This is a genomic window from Noviherbaspirillum phoenicis, from assembly GCF_047237965.1.
GTDB lineage: Bacteria > Pseudomonadota > Gammaproteobacteria > Burkholderiales > Burkholderiaceae_D > Noviherbaspirillum_A.
Genome location: NZ_JBDFLX010000001.1, coordinates 1,563,874 through 1,579,488 on the forward strand (window position 1 = coordinate 1,563,874; position 15,615 = coordinate 1,579,488).

The window sequence follows — 15,615 nt, forward strand, 5'->3', positions numbered from 1 at the left end:
CAATCGGCCCGATGCGCTCACGGGCTGGCAGCGCATCGGAATGGGGCATTATCGCCCCGACTCGGCTTACACCGCGCGGCGGACCAGCAGTTCCTTGATCTTGCCGATGGCTGCATTCGGGCTCAGGCCCTTGGGGCAGACGTCGACGCAGTTCATGATCGAGTGGCAGCGGAACAGCCGGTACGGATCTTCCAGGTTGTCCAGGCGCTCGCCGGTGGCTTCGTCGCGGCTGTCGGCGATGAAGCGGTAGGCTTGCAGCAGGCCGGCAGGTCCAACGAACTTGTCCGGGTTCCACCAGAACGACGGGCACGATGTCGAGCAGCAGGCGCACAGGATGCACTCGTACAGGCCGTCCAGCTCCTCGCGCTCGGCCGGATACTGCAGCCGCTCCTTCTCCGGCGGGATCGTGTCGTTGATCAGGAACGGCTTGATCGAGTGGTACTGCTTGAAGAAGTTGGTCATGTCCACGATCAGGTCGCGGATCACCGGCAGGCCTGGCAGCGGGCGCAGCACGATAGGCTGGCTCAGCTCGTTCAGGTTGGTGGTGCAGGCCAGGCCGTTCTTGCCGTTGATGTTCATCGCGTCCGAGCCGCACACGCCTTCGCGGCACGAGCGGCGCAGCGCCAGCGAATCGTCCACATCGGCCTTGATGCGCTGCAGCGCGTCCAGCAGCATCTTGTCGGTGTCCTTCAACTCGACCGTCAGGTCCTGCATGTAGGGCTTGGCGTCCTTGTCCGGATCGTAGCGGTATATCTTGAATTTGACTGTGCGTGGCATGGTCTGTGTTCTCTGTAAGCGTTCAGAAGGTGCGGGCTTTGGGCTTGAAGGTCTCGACCGTCAGCGGCTTGGTTTGCACCGGCTTGTATTCCAGGCGGTTGCCCTCGGAGTAGAACAGGGTGTGCTTCATCCAGTTCTCGTCGTCGCGCTTCTCGAAGTCGCGGTGGGCATGCGCGCCGCGCGATTCCTTGCGCGCCGCCGCCGAGGTGATGGTGGCCTTGGCCGTCTCGATCAGGTTGTCCAGTTCCAGCGCTTCCACCCGCGCCGTGTTGAACACCTTGGACTTGTCCTTGAACGCCACATGCTTCCTGCGCTCGTCCAGCACCATGATTTCCTTGTAGCCCTGCTGCAGCAGCTCGTCGGTGCGGAACACGCCGCAGTAGTGCTGCATGGTGGCGCGGATGTCGTTGGCCACGTCCTGCACCCGCTCCGAACCCGTGGAGGTTTCCAGCTTGGCCAGGCGCGACAGCGCCAGATCGGCCGCATCCGCCGGCAGGTCCTTGTTGCTGCGCGCCTTCAGGTTGCTGTTGACCACATGGTTGCCGGCCGCGCGGCCGAACACCAAGAGGTCCAGCAGCGAGTTGGTGCCCAGGCGGTTGGCGCCGTGCACCGACACGCAGGCGCATTCGCCCACCGCGTACAGGCCGTTGACGATCTCGTTGGGGTTGCCGTTCTTCGGCGCCACCACCTGGCCGTAGATGTTGGTCGGGATGCCGCCCATCTGGTAGTGAATCGTCGGCACGACAGGGATCGGTTCCTTGGTCGCATCCACGTTGGCAAACTTGTGGCCGATTTCCAGAATCGACGGCAGCCGCTTCTGGATGGTCTCGGCGCCGATATGGCGCAGGTCCAGCAGCACATGGTCCTTGTTGGGACCGCAGCCGCGGCCTTCCTTGATCTCCTGGTCCATCGAGCGCGACACGAAGTCGCGCGGCGCCAGGTCTTTCAGCGTGGGCGCATAGCGTTCCATGAAGCGCTCGCCATTGCTGTTGATCAGGATGCCGCCCTCGCCGCGCACGCCTTCGGTGATCAAGACGCCCGCGCCGGCCACGCCGGTCGGGTGGAACTGCCAGAACTCCATGTCTTCCAGCGGCAGGCCGGCGCGCGCCGCCATGCCCATGCCGTCGCCGGTGTTGATGAAGGCATTGGTCGATGCCGCCCAGATGCGCCCGGCGCCGCCGGTGGCCAGAATCGTGGTCTTGGCTTCGAGCATCATCACGTCGCCGGTTTCCATCTCCAGCGCCACCACGCCCAGCACGTCGCCGTCGGCGTCGCGGATTAGGTCGATGGCCATCCACTCGACGAAGAAGTGGGTCTTGGCGCGCACGTTGCGCTGGTACAGCGTGTGCAGCATCGCATGGCCGGTACGGTCGGCCGCGGCGCAGGCGCGCTGCACCGGCTTCTCGCCGAAGTTGGCGGTATGGCCGCCGAACGGGCGCTGGTAGATGGTGCCGTCCGGATTGCGGTCGAACGGCATGCCGAAGTGCTCGAGCTCGTAGACGACCTTGGGCGCTTCGCGGCACATGAACTCAATGGCGTCCTGGTCGCCCAGGTAGTCGCCGCCCTTGACGGTGTCGAACATGTGCCAGTACCAGTTGTCCTCGGACATGTTGCCCAGCGAGGCGCCGACGCCGCCCTGCGCGGCCACGGTGTGGGAGCGGGTCGGGAAGACCTTGGACAGCACCGCCACGTTCAGGCCGGCCTCCGCCAGTTGCAGCGAGGCGCGCATGCCGGAACCGCCCGCGCCGACGATGACCACATCGAAGCGACGGGAAGGGATGGAAGATTTGATTGCTGCCACGATTACACTCTCCAGAGAATCTGCGCCGCATAGCCGGCGCAACCGATGAGCCACACGATGGTGGCACTTTGCAGCAAGAGGCGGGCGACGACGGGCTTGACATAGTCCATCCAGATGTCGCGCATGCCGACCCAGACGTGATAGAACATCACGAGCAGGGTGACGAAGGTGGCGATCTTGAACCACTGGCGAGCGAACATGCCGGCCCAGCCTTCATAGCTGAAATTGCTGCCTGTGAGGAAGGTCACCAGGATGATGACGGTATAGAGGGCCATGACGATGGCGGTGACGCGCTGGGCCAGCCAGTCGCGAAAGCCATAGTGGGCGCCGACGACGAGGCGCTTGGAGCCGATGTTGTTGTGCTTGATGGCCATGATGTCAGAACACTCCGAACAGTTTCAGTGCGACCAGGAGGGTCAAAAACAGGCTGATGGCCAGCACGCTGGCGGCCGAGTGGCGCGAGCCTTCCTTGCTCAGGCCCATGTGCATGTCCATGAACAGGTGGCGCACGCCGGCAGCGAAGTGGTGCAGGTAGGCCCAAGACAGCGCCAGGATGATCAGCTTGATGTACCACTGCGAAGCGAAGCCGCGCAGGTAGTCAAACGAGATTTCAGAGGTGATGCTGCGCTCGAGCAGGTAGAGCACGAAAGGCAGCAGCAGGAACATCAGCGCGCCGCTGATGCGGTGCAGGATGGAAACCACGCCGGCCAGCGGCAGGCGGTAGTGCATCAGCTGCGTGACGTGGATATTGCTGAACTGCGGCCGGCTTTTTTTTGCGGCTTCTGACATACAAACACCTCTTCTAACAAATAATCATCGATTTTCGCCGATTTTTGTGCAGCACACCAATAGTTATTATGGCCGCTCGCACAGATATCCGCCGCCCGGAGGCAGCTTACGCTCTTGCCCGGCCGGCAATGCGCATGACGCCAGTTCAGCTCAATTCATTGTGGTAGTGATGCCTGTCGGTCCGGTACAGACCGCGCCGCACCTCGACCGGCTTGTCGCCATAAGTAAAGGACACCCGCTCGAGGCTGAGCAGCGGCGTGCCCGGCGGCACTTCCAGCAACTCGCTCACCTGGGGTTCTGCCAGCACCGCCTTGACCCTCTCGGTGGCGCGGATCATTCGGGTGCCGAATTCGGTCTCGAACAGGCCGTACATCGGCCCCTTGTACTCCACCAGCCGTTCCGCGGTCAGACCGCGAAACAGCGCGCCGGGCAGCCACAGTTCTTCGAGAATGGTGGGCACGCCGTCGAACGACTGCACGCGCCGAATGAAGATCACCGAATCGCCGGACTTGACGTCGAGCAGGCGCGCCACTTCGGCCGGGGCGCGCATGCGCCTGACCTCGATGATGCGATTGTCCGCCTGGTGCGCCTCGCCGACGTCGGGCATCAGGCGCAGAAAGCGATAGTGGGCGCGTTCCTCGTGATGGGTGGCGACGAAGGTTCCCTTGCCCTGGCGGCGCACTACCAGGTTTTCGGCCGACAATTCATCGATGGCCTTGCGCACCGTTCCCTGGCTTACCTTGAACCGGGCGGCAAGCTCGACTTCGCTGGGAATCAGTTCGCCCGGCTTCCATTCGCCGGACTGCAGGCTCTGGGTGATCAGGGCCTTGATCTGCTGGTAGAGGGGACTGAACGTGGGTGAAGCATTGACGGCAACCCCCGACCCTGCGCCGGGCGCATTGCTGCTTGACTGGTTGGAGGCTGCGGAACTCATAACTGTTGATTTCACCATAAAACCGGGTTTGCCGTCCAGCAAAAACCTTAAATATATGTCTTATATAAGATATAAGATAGCCATTGCAGGCATTGACAGAGATATTACACCCACCTACACTCGCGGGCGACCGGCCCGGGCTGACCGCAGGAAACACGCGCATCGCGGGCCAGTGCGATTCGCATCAAGCAGCGCAGGCTGACGTTATCCGGTTTCGACGGTATGATTGCGTTCTGTCGATTTCGGCAACTTCTTGAACCAAGCTGCCTGCGGCGTTACCCCGCCCTTTTCTTTATCACTTTGGAGATTCAACATGGCTAAAGCCCCAATGCGTGTCGCCGTGACCGGCGCCGCCGGCCAGATCGGCTATTCCCTGCTGTTCCGCATCGCCAACGGCGACATGCTGGGCAAAGACCAGCCGGTGATCCTGCAACTGCTTGAAATCCCCGACGAGAAAGCCCAGAAAGCGCTCAAGGGCGTGATGATGGAAATCGACGACTGCGCATTCCCGCTGCTGGCCGGCATGACCGCCCATAGCGACCCGATGACCGCATTCAAGGATGCCGACGTCGCCCTGCTGGTTGGCGCCCGTCCCCGCGGCCCGGGCATGGAGCGCAAGGACCTGCTGGAAGCCAACGCGCAGATCTTCACGGTGCAGGGCAAGGCGCTGGACGCCGTCGCTTCCCGCAACGTCAAGGTGCTGGTTGTCGGCAACCCGGCCAACACCAATGCCTACATCGCGATGAAATCGGCGCCGAGCCTGCCAGCCAAGAACTTCACCGCCATGCTGCGCCTGGACCACAACCGCGCGCTGTCGCAGATCGCCGCCAAGACCGGCAAGCCGGTTTCCTCGATCGAGAAGCTGTTCGTCTGGGGCAACCACTCCCCCACCATGTACGCGGACTACCGCTACGCCACCATCGACGGCCAGTCGGTCAAGGACATGATCAACGACCAGGCATGGAACAAGGACACGTTCCTGCCGACCGTGGGCAAGCGCGGCGCCGCCATCATCGAGGCGCGCGGCCTGTCGTCGGCCGCTTCGGCAGCCAATGCAGCCATCGACCATGTGCATGACTGGGTGCTGGGCACCAACGGCAAGTGGACCACGATGGGCGTGCCGTCCGACGGTTCCTACGGCATTCCGGAAGGCACCATGTTCGGCTTCCCGGTCACAACCGAGAATGGCGAGTACAAGATCGTCCAGGGCCTGGAAGTCGATGCCTTCTCGCAAGAGCGCATCAACATCACCCTGAACGAACTGCAGGAAGAGCGTAACGGCGTGAGCCACCTGGTAGGCTAAGCATCACCCTGCCCGCAGCCGCCTCCATGGCGCTGCGGGCAACGTGGTTAACGTCCGGCATCATTCACCACCTTGCCCACCACCTGAAGCGTCGCTTTACATGCATCCTTCCGAAGTTCTCTTCCAAGGCAAGCGTCAGCCGGTATCCCTTCCGGTGTGTGATCACTACGCCGGCTCAGAAAAGCTGATGCGCCGCTCCATGGCCCTGCAGCAGGAGCTTGGCCCTCTTTTCGACATTACTTTTGACTGTGAAGACGGCGCCGCCGCCGGCGACGAGGAAGCGCATGCGCGCCTGGTCGCCTCGCTGATCGCCGGCCCGGACAACCATCACGGCCGCATCGGCGCCCGTCTTCATGATGTGCACAGCCCCTGGTTCGAACGCGACGCCGCCATCATCTGCGCCGGCGCCGCCCGGCGGCTGGCCTACCTGGTGCTGCCCAAGCCCGAAAGCCTGGCCGACGTGCAGCATGGCCTTGCCATCATCGAGCGCCATGCGCAGGCCGCCGGACGTGAGCGTCTGCCGGTGCATGTGCTGATCGAAACCCATGGCGCGCTGGCCGCGGTGCGCGAGATCGCCGCGCTGCCGCAGGTCGAATGCCTGTCCTTCGGCATCATGGATTTTGTGTCGGACCACTATGGGGCCATTCCCGGCGCCGCCATGCGCTCGCCGGGCCAGTTCGAGCATGCGCTGGTGGCGCGCGCCAAGACCGAGATTGCCGCCGCCTGCCATGCCCATGGCAAATGCCCTTCCCATAACGTCACCACCGAGATCCGGGACGGCTCGGTGGTTGCGCAGGATGCCGCGCGCGCCTTCCGCGAGTTCGGCTTCACCCGCATGTGGAGCATTCACCCGTCCCAGATCCGCGCCATCGTGGCGGCGTATGCGCCGCCGGTGGCGGAGGTCGACGATGCGGCCGCCATATTGCTGGCCGCCCGCGCCGCCAGCTGGGGCCCGACCCAGTATCAGGGCGCCCTGCACGACCGTGCCAGCTACCGCTATTACTGGACCGTTCTGCAGCGCGCCAAGCTGTCCGGCCTGCCACTCACGGCCGACGCCCTATCGCTTTTATAAAACACGCGCCCTGCCCTTGCGAGATCGCAGATCGGAAAAGGAGGTACGGGCGCAACCTGGAGAGTAATTGATGAGCAAGTTTTTGACCGCCCTGCTGTTGATGGGCGCATGCATGACCGCAGCGGCGCAGGACCATGACAGCGCCGGCAGCAAGAAGAAGAGCAAGGCTGCGGCCACCAAGACGGTGAAGAAGGAAGCCCCGTCGAAAAAGAAAGCCGCAGCCGCCGCCGCAGCTGGCACGGCCGCAGGCGCAGGCGCAGCAGCGGCGCAGGGAACGGATGAGGAAGACCGCGAGCCGGATACCGCCGGCAGCACCGGCCTGGACTACAACTGCGCGCTGGGCGACAAGGTCACGATCTTCTCCAACGCCGAGGATGACAAGCACATCGCGCTGCGCTGGAACAAGCGGCTGATGCGCCTGACCCGCGTGGAAACCACCACCGGCGCGCACCGCTTCGAGAACCGCCGCCAGGGCATGGTCTGGATCGGCATCCCGGCCAAGGGCATCCTGCTCGACTCCAGGAAGGGCCAGCAGCTGGCCAATGAATGCAAGAGCGCCGAGCAATTGAAGCCGTCCGACGCACCGGCCGCCCCCGGCCTGGGCATCCAGTAAGCAGTAAACGCGAAAACACGGAAACAAAGCCAGCAGCGGTATTGTCAATTTGATTTGAACGGTAAATAACAAGGAGAGGCCATGACCCGCAATACACTGAATACGCTGAAGGATTTCCCCATTTCCGGCGCGAAGAAGGGAAAGTTTCATTCCCTGCCCGCGCTGGAACAGGAACTGGGCGTCAACCTCTCGCGCCTGCCCGTGTCCATTCGCATCGTGCTTGAATCGGTGCTGCGCAATTGCGACGGCAAGAAGGTCACGGAAGACCATGTCCGTGAACTGGCGAACTGGAAACCGAACGCGCCGCGCACCGATGAAATTCCCTTCGTGGTCGCCCGGGTCGTGCTGCAGGACTTTACCGGCGTGCCACTGCTGGCCGACCTCGCCGCCATGCGCGGCGTGGCCAACAAGATGGGCGTCAATCCGAAGAACATCGAGCCGCTGGTGCCGGTCGACCTGGTGGTCGACCACTCGGTGCAGGTGGACTATTACCGCGACAAGAAGGCGCTTGACCTGAACATGAAGCTGGAATTCGAGCGCAACAACGAGCGCTACCAGTTCATGAAATGGGGCATGCAGGCCTTCGACACCTTCGGCGTGGTGCCGCCGGGCTTCGGTATCGTCCATCAGGTCAACCTGGAATACCTGGCACGCGGCGTGCACCAGAGGGATGGCGTCTATTATCCCGACACGCTGGTCGGCACCGACTCCCACACCACCATGATCAACGGCATCGGCGTGGTCGGCTGGGGCGTGGGCGGCATCGAGGCCGAAGCCGGCATGCTGGGCCAGCCGGTGTATTTCCTCACGCCCGACGTGGTGGGCGTGAACCTGACCGGGGCGCTGCGCGAAGGCTGCACCGCGACCGACCTGGTGCTGACCATCACCGAGATGCTGCGCAAGGAAAAAGTGGTGGGCAAGTTCGTCGAGTTCTTCGGCGAAGGCACCCGCACACTGACCCTGACCGACCGCGCCACCATCGCCAACATGGCGCCGGAATATGGCGCCACCATGGGCTTCTTCCCGGTCGACGAAGCCACCATCGACTACTTCCGCGGCACCGGCCGCAGCAAGGCCGAGATCGACGCCTTCGAAGCCTACTTCCGTGCCCAGAACCTGTTTGGCGTGCCGACCTCGGGCGAGATCGACTACACCAATGTGGTCGCGCTCGACCTCGGCTCGGTGGCGCCTTCCCTGGCAGGCCCCAAGCGCCCGCAGGACCGCATCGAGATCGGCAAGGTCAAGAACACCTTCGCCGACCTGTTCTCCAAGCCGGTTTCCGAAAACGGCTTCAACAAGCGCGCCGAAGAACTCGACACGGTGTATGAGAATGCGGACGGCATCAAGGTCAGGAACGGCGACGTGCTGATTGCCGCCATCACATCCTGCACCAACACCTCCAACCCCAGCGTGCTGCTGGCCGCAGGCCTGCTGGCCAAGAAGGCGGTGGAAGCCGGCCTGACGGTTGCGCCGCACATCAAGACATCGCTGGCCCCCGGCTCGCGCGTCGTCACCAAGTACCTGGAAGCGGCCGGCCTGCTGCCCTACCTGGAAAAGCTCGGCTTCGGCGTGACCGCCTACGGCTGCACCACCTGCATCGGCAATGCCGGCGACCTGACCCCGGCCATGAACGAAGCGATTACGAAGAACGACATCGTCGCTTCCGCCGTGCTGTCGGGCAACCGCAATTTCGAAGCCCGCATCCATCCCAACATCCGCTCGAACTTCCTGGCATCGCCGCCGCTGGTGGTTGCCTACGCCATCGCCGGCAACATGAATGTCGACCTGATGACCGAGCCGGTGGGCGTGGTCAAGGGCCGGGGCGTTTATCTCGGCGACATCTGGCCCACCAGCACCGAGATCAGCAACCTGATGAAGTTCGCGATGAACCCGAAGACATTCACGGCGAACTATGCGGAAGTGAAGGAAGCGCCAGGCAAGCTGTGGCAGCAGATCAAGGGCGTGGCCAGCGGCGAGGTCTACAACTGGCCGGATTCCACTTACATCGCCGAGCCGCCCTTCTTCGACGATTTCGACATGGCGCCCAAGGCCGCCGCTAGCGGCATCGAAGGTGCGCGCGCCCTCGGTGTATTCGGCGACTCGATCACGACCGACCACATCTCCCCGGCCGGCTCCATCAAGGAAAGCAGCCCGGCGGGCAAATGGCTGCTGGAAAATGGCGTGCTCAAGGCCGACTTCAATTCCTACGGCTCGCGCCGCGGCAACCATGAGGTAATGATGCGCGGCACCTTCGCCAATGTGCGCATCAAGAACCTGATGATCCCGGCCAAGCCGGACGGCTCGCGGGTCGAGGGCGGGTTGACGCTGTACCAGCCGGATGGCGAGGAAATGTCGATCTACGACGCGGCGATGAAGTACATTGCCAACGGCGTGCCGACCATGATCTTTGCCGGCGAGGAATACGGCACCGGCTCGTCCCGCGACTGGGCCGCCAAGGGCACCCAGTTGCTGGGCGTGAAGGCCGTGTTTGCCCGTTCCTATGAGCGCATTCACCGTTCCAACCTGGTCGGGATGGGCGTGCTGCCGCTGCAGTTCATGGGCGACGACAGCGTGCAGTCGCTGGGCATCACCGGCACCGAAACCTATGACCTGAAGGGACTGGAAGGCGAGATCACGCCGCAGCAGGAAGCCACGCTGGTGATTCATCGCGCCAATGGCCAGACCCAGGAAGTCACGGTGCTGCTGCGCATCGACACGCCGATCGAGGTCGACTACTACAAGCACGGCGGCATCCTGCCATTCGTGCTGCGCCAGCTGCTGGCCGCCTGAATCCGGGCCGGAAGCAAGGCCGGGGAAATGACCCCGGCCTTGCAAGCATGCTGTAAGACTGTGTTGTTACGCTTCTTGTCAGGACCAACGCCGGCATTGTCCGGCGTTTATTTTTATCCAGACAAAGAGGAGACAGACTATGTGGAAAGTTGCTGTGGGATTCGTCGCTTTTGCGGCGCTGGCCCTGTTCATCATCATGCAGGCCGGCGACAAGGTCGACATGCGCGGCGAGTCCGCTGCCCATGAGCAGACCGAGCATACCGCACCCGCCACGCCGGCAGCCCCGGCAGCGCCCGCGGCCAAATAAGCCGCGTGACCCGCAGGGCGGCATGGCTCGTGCATGCCGCCCTTTTCAGAGCGCCCGCTTCCGGCGCGCCCGCATCATCCCTTCAACCCATCCAGCAGGCCCCGGTTTTCCGCAAGGTAAAACCCGCCAAACTATTTCCTTCCCCAAAGGTCGAATCCACTACAATAGCCCTCCGAGTTATCAAAGCTTTCACAGACTATGCGTCGCCCTTCCAAATCCCGCACTCCCCGTATTTCCGCAGATAGCCAGCGCCTGGCGGCGATGGCGCAAGCCATGGCCCTGGCAAGCAGCCGGCATGAAGAGCGGGCCTGGGAGCGCAGCCTGGACATGCTGATCGAAAAGCTGCTGCGCACCGACCACCAGAACACGCTGGACTCCGCCCTTGACAAGCTGTTCAGCACCGACCCCATTGCCTACGACGTGCTGATGGAATCGATCGAGGCGGTCAGTTCCAGCGCCGTGATTGAGCACGATGGCAAGCGTTACGACGCGCTGCTGGTTGCCCTGCCCGTGCTGGCCTGGACCCGCTTCGCTATCTTTTCCGGCACGGTTGCCGGCGACACCCTGATCACCCTGGCCGCACAGCTGCACGCGCATGTGCTGGCTGACGATACCCGGGTTGCGCTGGCGCCGATGCTGTACTCGATCGACCAGCTGCCGCGCACCCATGCCGAAACCCATGCGCTGACCCTGCGCATGGCCCAGGCCGCACTGGGCAATACGGTATTGAAGCCCATCTCCAATCCGCCCGAGACCGCACCTTTCCTGGCCGACACCCGCTATCTGCTGGCGGCCGTCGTCGCACCGTCCGAAGCACCGCTGTTTCGCTGGCAGACCGCCGAGCCGGCACAGGACATCATCGCCCAGCGCCAGAGCGCGATCGAGGCATTGCGCGAGCAGGCCAAGCCCACCATCGAGCGCCTGCTGCCCGGCTGCGGCGTCGAACTGCTGGCGCCTGAAGCCTATTACGTCGCCTGCCGTGAAGCGGACCGTGCCATCAGGCCGGTGTCGGTGCATTCGGCGATCCATTACCTTACCCACATCCTAAGCATCGAGCCGAACGGCCTGTCGGCCATCATCGGCGCCTTTGGCGACGAGGGTGGCGACATGCGGGTGGATGAATACCGCATCAGCTTCACCCTGCGCGACCAGGCGGAAGTGGTCTATGGCATCGTCTGGCCGCTGTATGGCCAGGAAGAGGACAGCGAAGAGCCGGTGTCGGCAAGCGCCGGCATGACGCTTACTGTCCCGCCCGCCGGCGCCGAAGTGGACATTCCCCCGCCGATCACGCAGCTGGTGCTAGCCCTGCGCGCCAATGGCATCACTGACATCATGCGTCACCAGGAACGGTTTGCGATGGAGTTCTGCGAAGACTGCGGCGCCCCGCTCTTCTGCGACCGTGAAGGCGAACTGGTGCACGCCGAACTGCCGGAAGACACGCCGCAGGCTTCAGGTCATTTGCACTGATGCTGCCTCACCATGCCGGGATGCATACCGGCATGGTGATCCATACCGCCACCCCATCGCTTTTTTATCGCATTGACCAGCAGCCCAGCCTCACGCCTGGCTCACGACATTCAACGACCGCCCTATCGCCTTCAGGCATGCCGCACCCAATTGCGCGCTGCGAGCCCCATTCCAGCCCACTGCCGGGTCGGGCCGCTCGGCATTGTCCTTGAAGGGCAATTCCAGGGTCAGCGATACGCACTTGAAGTGATGGCCCACATACTTCGACGCAAGCTTCAGCATATCGGCGCGATACTTCCCTGACGGATAGCCATGCCGGTCCTGGAAGTCCGGACTAGCTACCTTGAAGGCGTCGATAAACGTCTGCTGCGCGGCCGCCTGCTCCGCGCTGAAACCCTCCAGCATTTCACTGCCAGCGGCAAACACATAAGGCAGGCCTTCATCGCCATGCACATCCAGGAACAGGTCGCAGCCGGTCTGATGGAGACGCTCACGGACATGAAAAACCTCTGGACTGTTCTCCAGGCTGGGCGACACCCACTCCCGGTTCAGATTGGCGCCGGCGGCATTGGTGCGCAGGTTGCCGCGGGCGGCGCCATCCGGATTCATATTGGGCACCAAATAGAAAACCGCGTGTGACAGCAATGCGCGGGAATGCGGATCGCCCGCATTCAGCAAGGCGTCCAGCAATCCCTCGACGAACCATTCAGCCATGGTCTCGCCCGGGTGCTGACGCGCGATAACCCATACCTTGCTGGCGGCATCGGGGTTGCCGACAACCAGCAGATTCAGATCGCGGCCATCGACGGTATTGCCCAGGTCTTCCACATGCACCTGATCATGGCAGGCAACGCGGCCGATCAGGTCGAGATGGCGTTCAAACGAGTAAGGCTCGAAGTAGGCGTAATAAACGTCGTCGCGTTTCGGCTGGTGGCTGATTTCCAGCACGCCGTTGCCATAGGTAGTCGGCACGCGAAACCAAGACTGCCTGTCATAGCTGGCCACCGCCTGATAACCCACCCAGCCATCCGGATAGCTGGCTTCCCCGGCGTTAAGGATGCGCATGCGACATGGAAGCGCACGCGCGCCCTGCAACCTGAAATAGAACCATTGCGAGAAATCGGCATGGCTATCCTTGCGCAGCCTGAGCTGGATATCTGTGGCTGAAGTTGCATTGACTACCTCGATGGCGCCAGCGTCAAAGTGATGACTGATCTTGATGGACATAAATATTGAAAAAGACATGTTTTTAAATGCTGCAAGGATACGCGGATTGGAAACCCTCTGCTATAATCCGTGCCTCGTCGGGGCGTAGCGCAGCCTGGTAGCGTACTTGCATGGGGTGCAAGGGGTCGGAGGTTCGAATCCTCTCGCCCCGACCAAGAAAATCAAAGGGTTACAGATTCCGGTCTGTGACCCTTTTCTTGTTTACATCGGCTGTGCCTTAAGCGTGCCTTAAATCCGGCCTGCCTGCTGCGACCCGAAGGATTCGCCCATCACAGAGCGCGGAGCAGAGATCTATCGAGCCTGGGACCCGAACACTGCACTGGTTGCCACGCTGCCCTTCTGCCCAGTGCTCGCGACCGAATCAGAGGGGAGACTCGCCGCGATCGTCGATTTCACCTTCAGTCTCGGCGCGGGGCACCCCAGGCGTCGACGTGCTGGCAACGGGTCAACCAGCGAGACCGAATCGCTGCTGGGCAGAAGCTGCACCGATAGGTCTACAGCGGAGGGAAAAGTGCTGCCAGGACTGGTGACGGAACGGGAATGTGGGATCACGCTGTTGTCTGGCGGACACACGACTTAGGGCAGAGCCGGACGCCCTCCGGATTCAGCTGAGACACAGAATTCAATCGCATAAGACCATACCCAATCACCTCAAATCTGATCTATTCATATTTCCTGCAGGCTTAATCTATATAATTATTAGCACGCTGTACTTATTCCGACTTTCAATGGAAACCCATGCCATGTCAGATCGCTGGCTGTCGGTCGAGGAGATTGCCGAATACCTCGGCGTGAGCAAGGACACCGTTTATGCATGGATCAACAAACGGAACATGCCTGCTCATCGAATCGGCCGGTTTTGGAAATTCAAGACCGAGGAAGTCGACGAATGGGTGCGGTCTGGTGGCGCCGCAGAGAACGAGAATCGAGGCAAAGAATGATTGTCTTGCCAAAGACAGGTTTCGATCACCTCATCCGGCGGTTAAAACGAATTGAGGATTGTTGGAATGACGAAAATTTCTTGTGTTGATTTGTTCTGTGGAGCTGGCGGGCTGACGCATGGCTTCGTGCTTGAGGGGGTGCCGGTCGTTGCTGGTATCGACATGGACCCCGCTTGCCGCTTTCCTTATGAGGCCAACAACAGCGCCAAGTTTGTAGAGCGAGACATCAGCAAAGTCACCACTGCCGAGTTGAATTCGCTGTTCGGCGATGCCGATTTGAAGATTCTTGCAGGTTGCGCTCCATGTCAGCCTTTTTCCACCTATGCACAACGCTACGAGCTGGATGGCAAAGACGGGAAATGGGGGCTCTTGTATGAGTTTGCCCGTCTGGCAGAGGGCACTCACCCAGATGTCATCACGATGGAGAACGTTCCGACCGTCGCCAAGCACGAGGTGTTTCATGACTTCGTCGACACGCTGAAGAAACTCGGTTACAACGTATGGTTTGATGTCGTCGATAGCTCCCAATACGGTGTGCCACAAACTCGCCGACGCATGGTGTTGTTGGCATCCCGGCACGGCGAAATCAAGATGCTCGAACCTACGCTCGAAACGCCCAAGACGGTAAGACAGGCGATTGGTCGCCTGCGCGCGTTGAGCGCCGGCGAGGCAGCTCCCAAAGACAAGCTGCATGTTTCATCCAAGTTATCTGAGAAGAATCTCAAGCGTATCAAATCTTCGAAGCCGGGCGGAACGTGGCGTGACTGGCCGGAGCATCTCGTGGCCGACTGCCATCGCGCAGAAAGCGGCAGGACTTACCCGGGCGTGTATGGGCGAATGGAATGGGACAAGCCTGCTCCCACTATGACGACTCAGTGCTTTGGCTTCGGGAATGGTCGATTCGGGCACCCTGAACAGGATCGTGCAATCTCATTGAGGGAAGCGGCAATCCTTCAGAGCTTTCCGCGTGACTACGCGTTTATTCCCAATGACGGTGAATTGAGCTTCAAAGCTCTTGGGCGCCTCATCGGCAATGCCGTCCCAGTTGACCTCGGCCGCGCCATTGCGCGCAGCATCAACGAGCACTTGGCTTCAGCCAAGTTCCGATGATCTGACGAGTCTTCATTAATGCCACGCATTCAGCCTTCATCTTCAGAAGCAAGTCGCCGAATGGCGAAAGTACGGCAAAAAGGAACCGGTCCTGAGATCGCATTGCGTCAGGAGCTGTATCGGAGAGGCCTGCGCTACCGAGTCGATTTCCAGGTGCTGAAAAAACCTCGTCGGGTCGCGGATATTGCTTTCCCAGGGCTGAAGATCGCCATATTCGTCGACGGGTGCTTCTGGCACGGATGCCCCGAACACGCCACATGGCCGAAGCAAAACGCGGAGTTCTGGTTACAAAAGATAGAGGCGAATCGGCATCGAGATGCAGACACAAACGAGCGACTTCGCAGTATGGGATGGACGGTACTGCGATTTTGGGAGCACGAGTTAGCGCCCAAAGCTGCGGACGCCATCGCGAATTGGGTGATCAGGACCAGATCGACTCACCGTGAATCGCTACCCAGCTCGAACCAAACAAAATGAACAGGAA

15 protein-coding genes, 1 tRNA gene and 1 pseudogene are annotated in these 15,615 nt (G+C 61.6%); 11 read left to right on the forward strand and 6 right to left on the reverse strand.

All coding sequences use genetic code 11. The features are described 5' to 3' along the window. Nucleotides 1-66 precede the first annotated feature (66 nt). From ABC383_RS07060 to ABC383_RS07080, 5 genes are all read right to left on the reverse strand, one after another. A complete protein-coding gene (locus ABC383_RS07060) occupies nt 67-777 on the reverse strand; it encodes a succinate dehydrogenase iron-sulfur subunit (RefSeq protein WP_413012650.1) in 711 nt (236 codons plus the stop codon). Nucleotides 778-799: 22 nt separating this feature from the next. Further along, entirely contained in the window at nt 800-2,578 is a 1,779-nt protein-coding gene (sdhA, locus tag ABC383_RS07065) for a succinate dehydrogenase flavoprotein subunit (protein ID WP_413012651.1), read from the reverse strand. 2 nt (nt 2,579-2,580) lie between these two features. Next, nucleotides 2,581-2,952 carry a succinate dehydrogenase, hydrophobic membrane anchor protein gene (gene sdhD / locus ABC383_RS07070; protein ID WP_194715335.1) on the reverse strand — a complete coding sequence of 124 codons (372 nt, stop codon included), beginning with the start codon at nt 2,950-2,952 and terminating at the stop codon, nt 2,581-2,583. Nucleotides 2,953-2,956: 4 nt separating this feature from the next. Further along, nucleotides 2,957-3,367: a succinate dehydrogenase, cytochrome b556 subunit gene (sdhC, locus tag ABC383_RS07075; protein ID WP_413012653.1), complete on the reverse strand. Its 411-nt coding sequence runs from the start codon at nt 3,365-3,367 to the stop codon at nt 2,957-2,959. Nucleotides 3,368-3,512: 145 nt separating this feature from the next. Further along, nucleotides 3,513-4,301, reverse strand: coding sequence for a GntR family transcriptional regulator (locus tag ABC383_RS07080; protein ID WP_413012655.1), 789 nt, complete (start codon nt 4,299-4,301; stop codon nt 3,513-3,515). 313 nt (nt 4,302-4,614) lie between these two features. Between ABC383_RS07080 and ABC383_RS07085 the strand changes: the two genes are divergently transcribed. From ABC383_RS07085 to ABC383_RS07110, 6 genes are all read left to right on the forward strand, one after another. After that, a complete protein-coding gene (locus tag ABC383_RS07085; RefSeq protein WP_194715783.1) occupies nt 4,615-5,604 on the forward strand; it encodes a malate dehydrogenase in 990 nt (329 codons plus the stop codon). A 100-nt stretch (nt 5,605-5,704) separates the two neighbouring features. Further along, nucleotides 5,705-6,676 (forward strand): HpcH/HpaI aldolase/citrate lyase family protein, encoded by a 972-nt coding sequence (locus ABC383_RS07090; RefSeq protein ID WP_413012657.1) that lies wholly within the window; start codon nt 5,705-5,707, stop codon nt 6,674-6,676. A 70-nt stretch (nt 6,677-6,746) separates the two neighbouring features. Further along, nucleotides 6,747-7,289, forward strand: a complete 543-nt coding sequence (locus tag ABC383_RS07095; RefSeq protein ID WP_413012659.1) for a hypothetical protein — start codon at nt 6,747-6,749, stop codon at nt 7,287-7,289. 81 nt (nt 7,290-7,370) lie between these two features. Beyond that, nucleotides 7,371-10,079, forward strand: a complete 2,709-nt coding sequence (gene acnA / locus ABC383_RS07100; protein WP_413012661.1) for an aconitate hydratase AcnA — start codon at nt 7,371-7,373, stop codon at nt 10,077-10,079. Nucleotides 10,080-10,218: 139 nt separating this feature from the next. Further along, on the forward strand, nt 10,219-10,386 hold the full coding sequence (locus ABC383_RS07105; RefSeq protein WP_413012663.1) for a hypothetical protein: 168 nt from the start codon (nt 10,219-10,221) through the stop codon (nt 10,384-10,386). A 273-nt stretch (nt 10,387-10,659) separates the two neighbouring features. Further along, nucleotides 10,660-11,853 (forward strand): DUF2863 family protein, encoded by a 1,194-nt coding sequence (locus ABC383_RS07110; protein WP_413012665.1) that lies wholly within the window; start codon nt 10,660-10,662, stop codon nt 11,851-11,853. 90 nt (nt 11,854-11,943) lie between these two features. Here the strand turns inward: ABC383_RS07110 and ABC383_RS07115 are convergent, their stop codons facing one another. Beyond that, the gene (locus ABC383_RS07115; protein ID WP_413012667.1) at nt 11,944-13,080 is read right to left on the reverse strand and encodes a M14 family metallopeptidase; all 1,137 of its coding nucleotides are present in this window, start codon (nt 13,078-13,080) and stop codon (nt 11,944-11,946) included. A gap of 78 nt (nt 13,081-13,158) precedes the next feature. On the opposite strand from ABC383_RS07115, the gene ABC383_RS07120 reads away from it, so the two are divergent. From ABC383_RS07120 to ABC383_RS07140, 5 genes and pseudogenes are all read left to right on the forward strand, one after another. Continuing rightward, nucleotides 13,159-13,235: transfer RNA gene (locus ABC383_RS07120), tRNA-Pro, on the forward strand. Between the two features lie 92 nt (nt 13,236-13,327). After that, nucleotides 13,328-13,660: pseudogene (locus ABC383_RS07125) on the forward strand (lysozyme); the annotation flags it as partial. 163 nt (nt 13,661-13,823) lie between these two features. Next, a complete protein-coding gene (mads1, locus tag ABC383_RS07130; protein ID WP_413012668.1) occupies nt 13,824-14,021 on the forward strand; it encodes a methylation-associated defense system helix-turn-helix domain-containing protein MAD1 in 198 nt (65 codons plus the stop codon). Between the two features lie 66 nt (nt 14,022-14,087). Next, the gene (locus ABC383_RS07135) at nt 14,088-15,131 is read left to right on the forward strand and encodes a DNA cytosine methyltransferase (RefSeq protein WP_413012670.1); all 1,044 of its coding nucleotides are present in this window, start codon (nt 14,088-14,090) and stop codon (nt 15,129-15,131) included. An 18-nt stretch (nt 15,132-15,149) separates the two neighbouring features. Continuing rightward, a complete protein-coding gene (locus tag ABC383_RS07140) occupies nt 15,150-15,608 on the forward strand; it encodes a very short patch repair endonuclease (protein WP_413012672.1) in 459 nt (152 codons plus the stop codon). Nucleotides 15,609-15,615: the final 7 nt, after the last annotated feature.

Excerpts from the sequence above, each read along its gene's own strand:
- ABC383_RS07060 (WP_413012650.1), bottom strand. The coding sequence starts at position 777 with ATGCCACGCACAGTCAAATTCAAGATATACCGCTACGATCCGGACAAG.
- ABC383_RS07135 (WP_413012670.1), top strand. The coding sequence starts at position 14,088 with ATGACGAAAATTTCTTGTGTTGATTTGTTCTGTGGAGCTGGCGGGCTG.
- sdhC (WP_413012653.1), bottom strand. The coding sequence starts at position 3,367 with ATGTCAGAAGCCGCAAAAAAAAGCCGGCCGCAGTTCAGCAATATCCAC.
- ABC383_RS07080 (WP_413012655.1), bottom strand. The coding sequence starts at position 4,301 with ATGAGTTCCGCAGCCTCCAACCAGTCAAGCAGCAATGCGCCCGGCGCA.
- ABC383_RS07085 (WP_194715783.1), top strand. The coding sequence starts at position 4,615 with ATGGCTAAAGCCCCAATGCGTGTCGCCGTGACCGGCGCCGCCGGCCAG.
- ABC383_RS07110 (WP_413012665.1), top strand. The coding sequence starts at position 10,660 with ATGGCCCTGGCAAGCAGCCGGCATGAAGAGCGGGCCTGGGAGCGCAGC.
- sdhD (WP_194715335.1), bottom strand. The coding sequence starts at position 2,952 with ATGGCCATCAAGCACAACAACATCGGCTCCAAGCGCCTCGTCGTCGGC.
- acnA (WP_413012661.1), top strand. The coding sequence starts at position 7,371 with ATGACCCGCAATACACTGAATACGCTGAAGGATTTCCCCATTTCCGGC.
- mads1 (WP_413012668.1), top strand. The coding sequence starts at position 13,824 with ATGTCAGATCGCTGGCTGTCGGTCGAGGAGATTGCCGAATACCTCGGC.
- ABC383_RS07095 (WP_413012659.1), top strand. The coding sequence starts at position 6,747 with ATGAGCAAGTTTTTGACCGCCCTGCTGTTGATGGGCGCATGCATGACC.
- ABC383_RS07115 (WP_413012667.1), bottom strand. The coding sequence starts at position 13,080 with ATGTCCATCAAGATCAGTCATCACTTTGACGCTGGCGCCATCGAGGTA.
- ABC383_RS07140 (WP_413012672.1), top strand. The coding sequence starts at position 15,150 with ATGCCACGCATTCAGCCTTCATCTTCAGAAGCAAGTCGCCGAATGGCG.
- ABC383_RS07105 (WP_413012663.1), top strand. The coding sequence starts at position 10,219 with ATGTGGAAAGTTGCTGTGGGATTCGTCGCTTTTGCGGCGCTGGCCCTG.
- ABC383_RS07090 (WP_413012657.1), top strand. The coding sequence starts at position 5,705 with ATGCATCCTTCCGAAGTTCTCTTCCAAGGCAAGCGTCAGCCGGTATCC.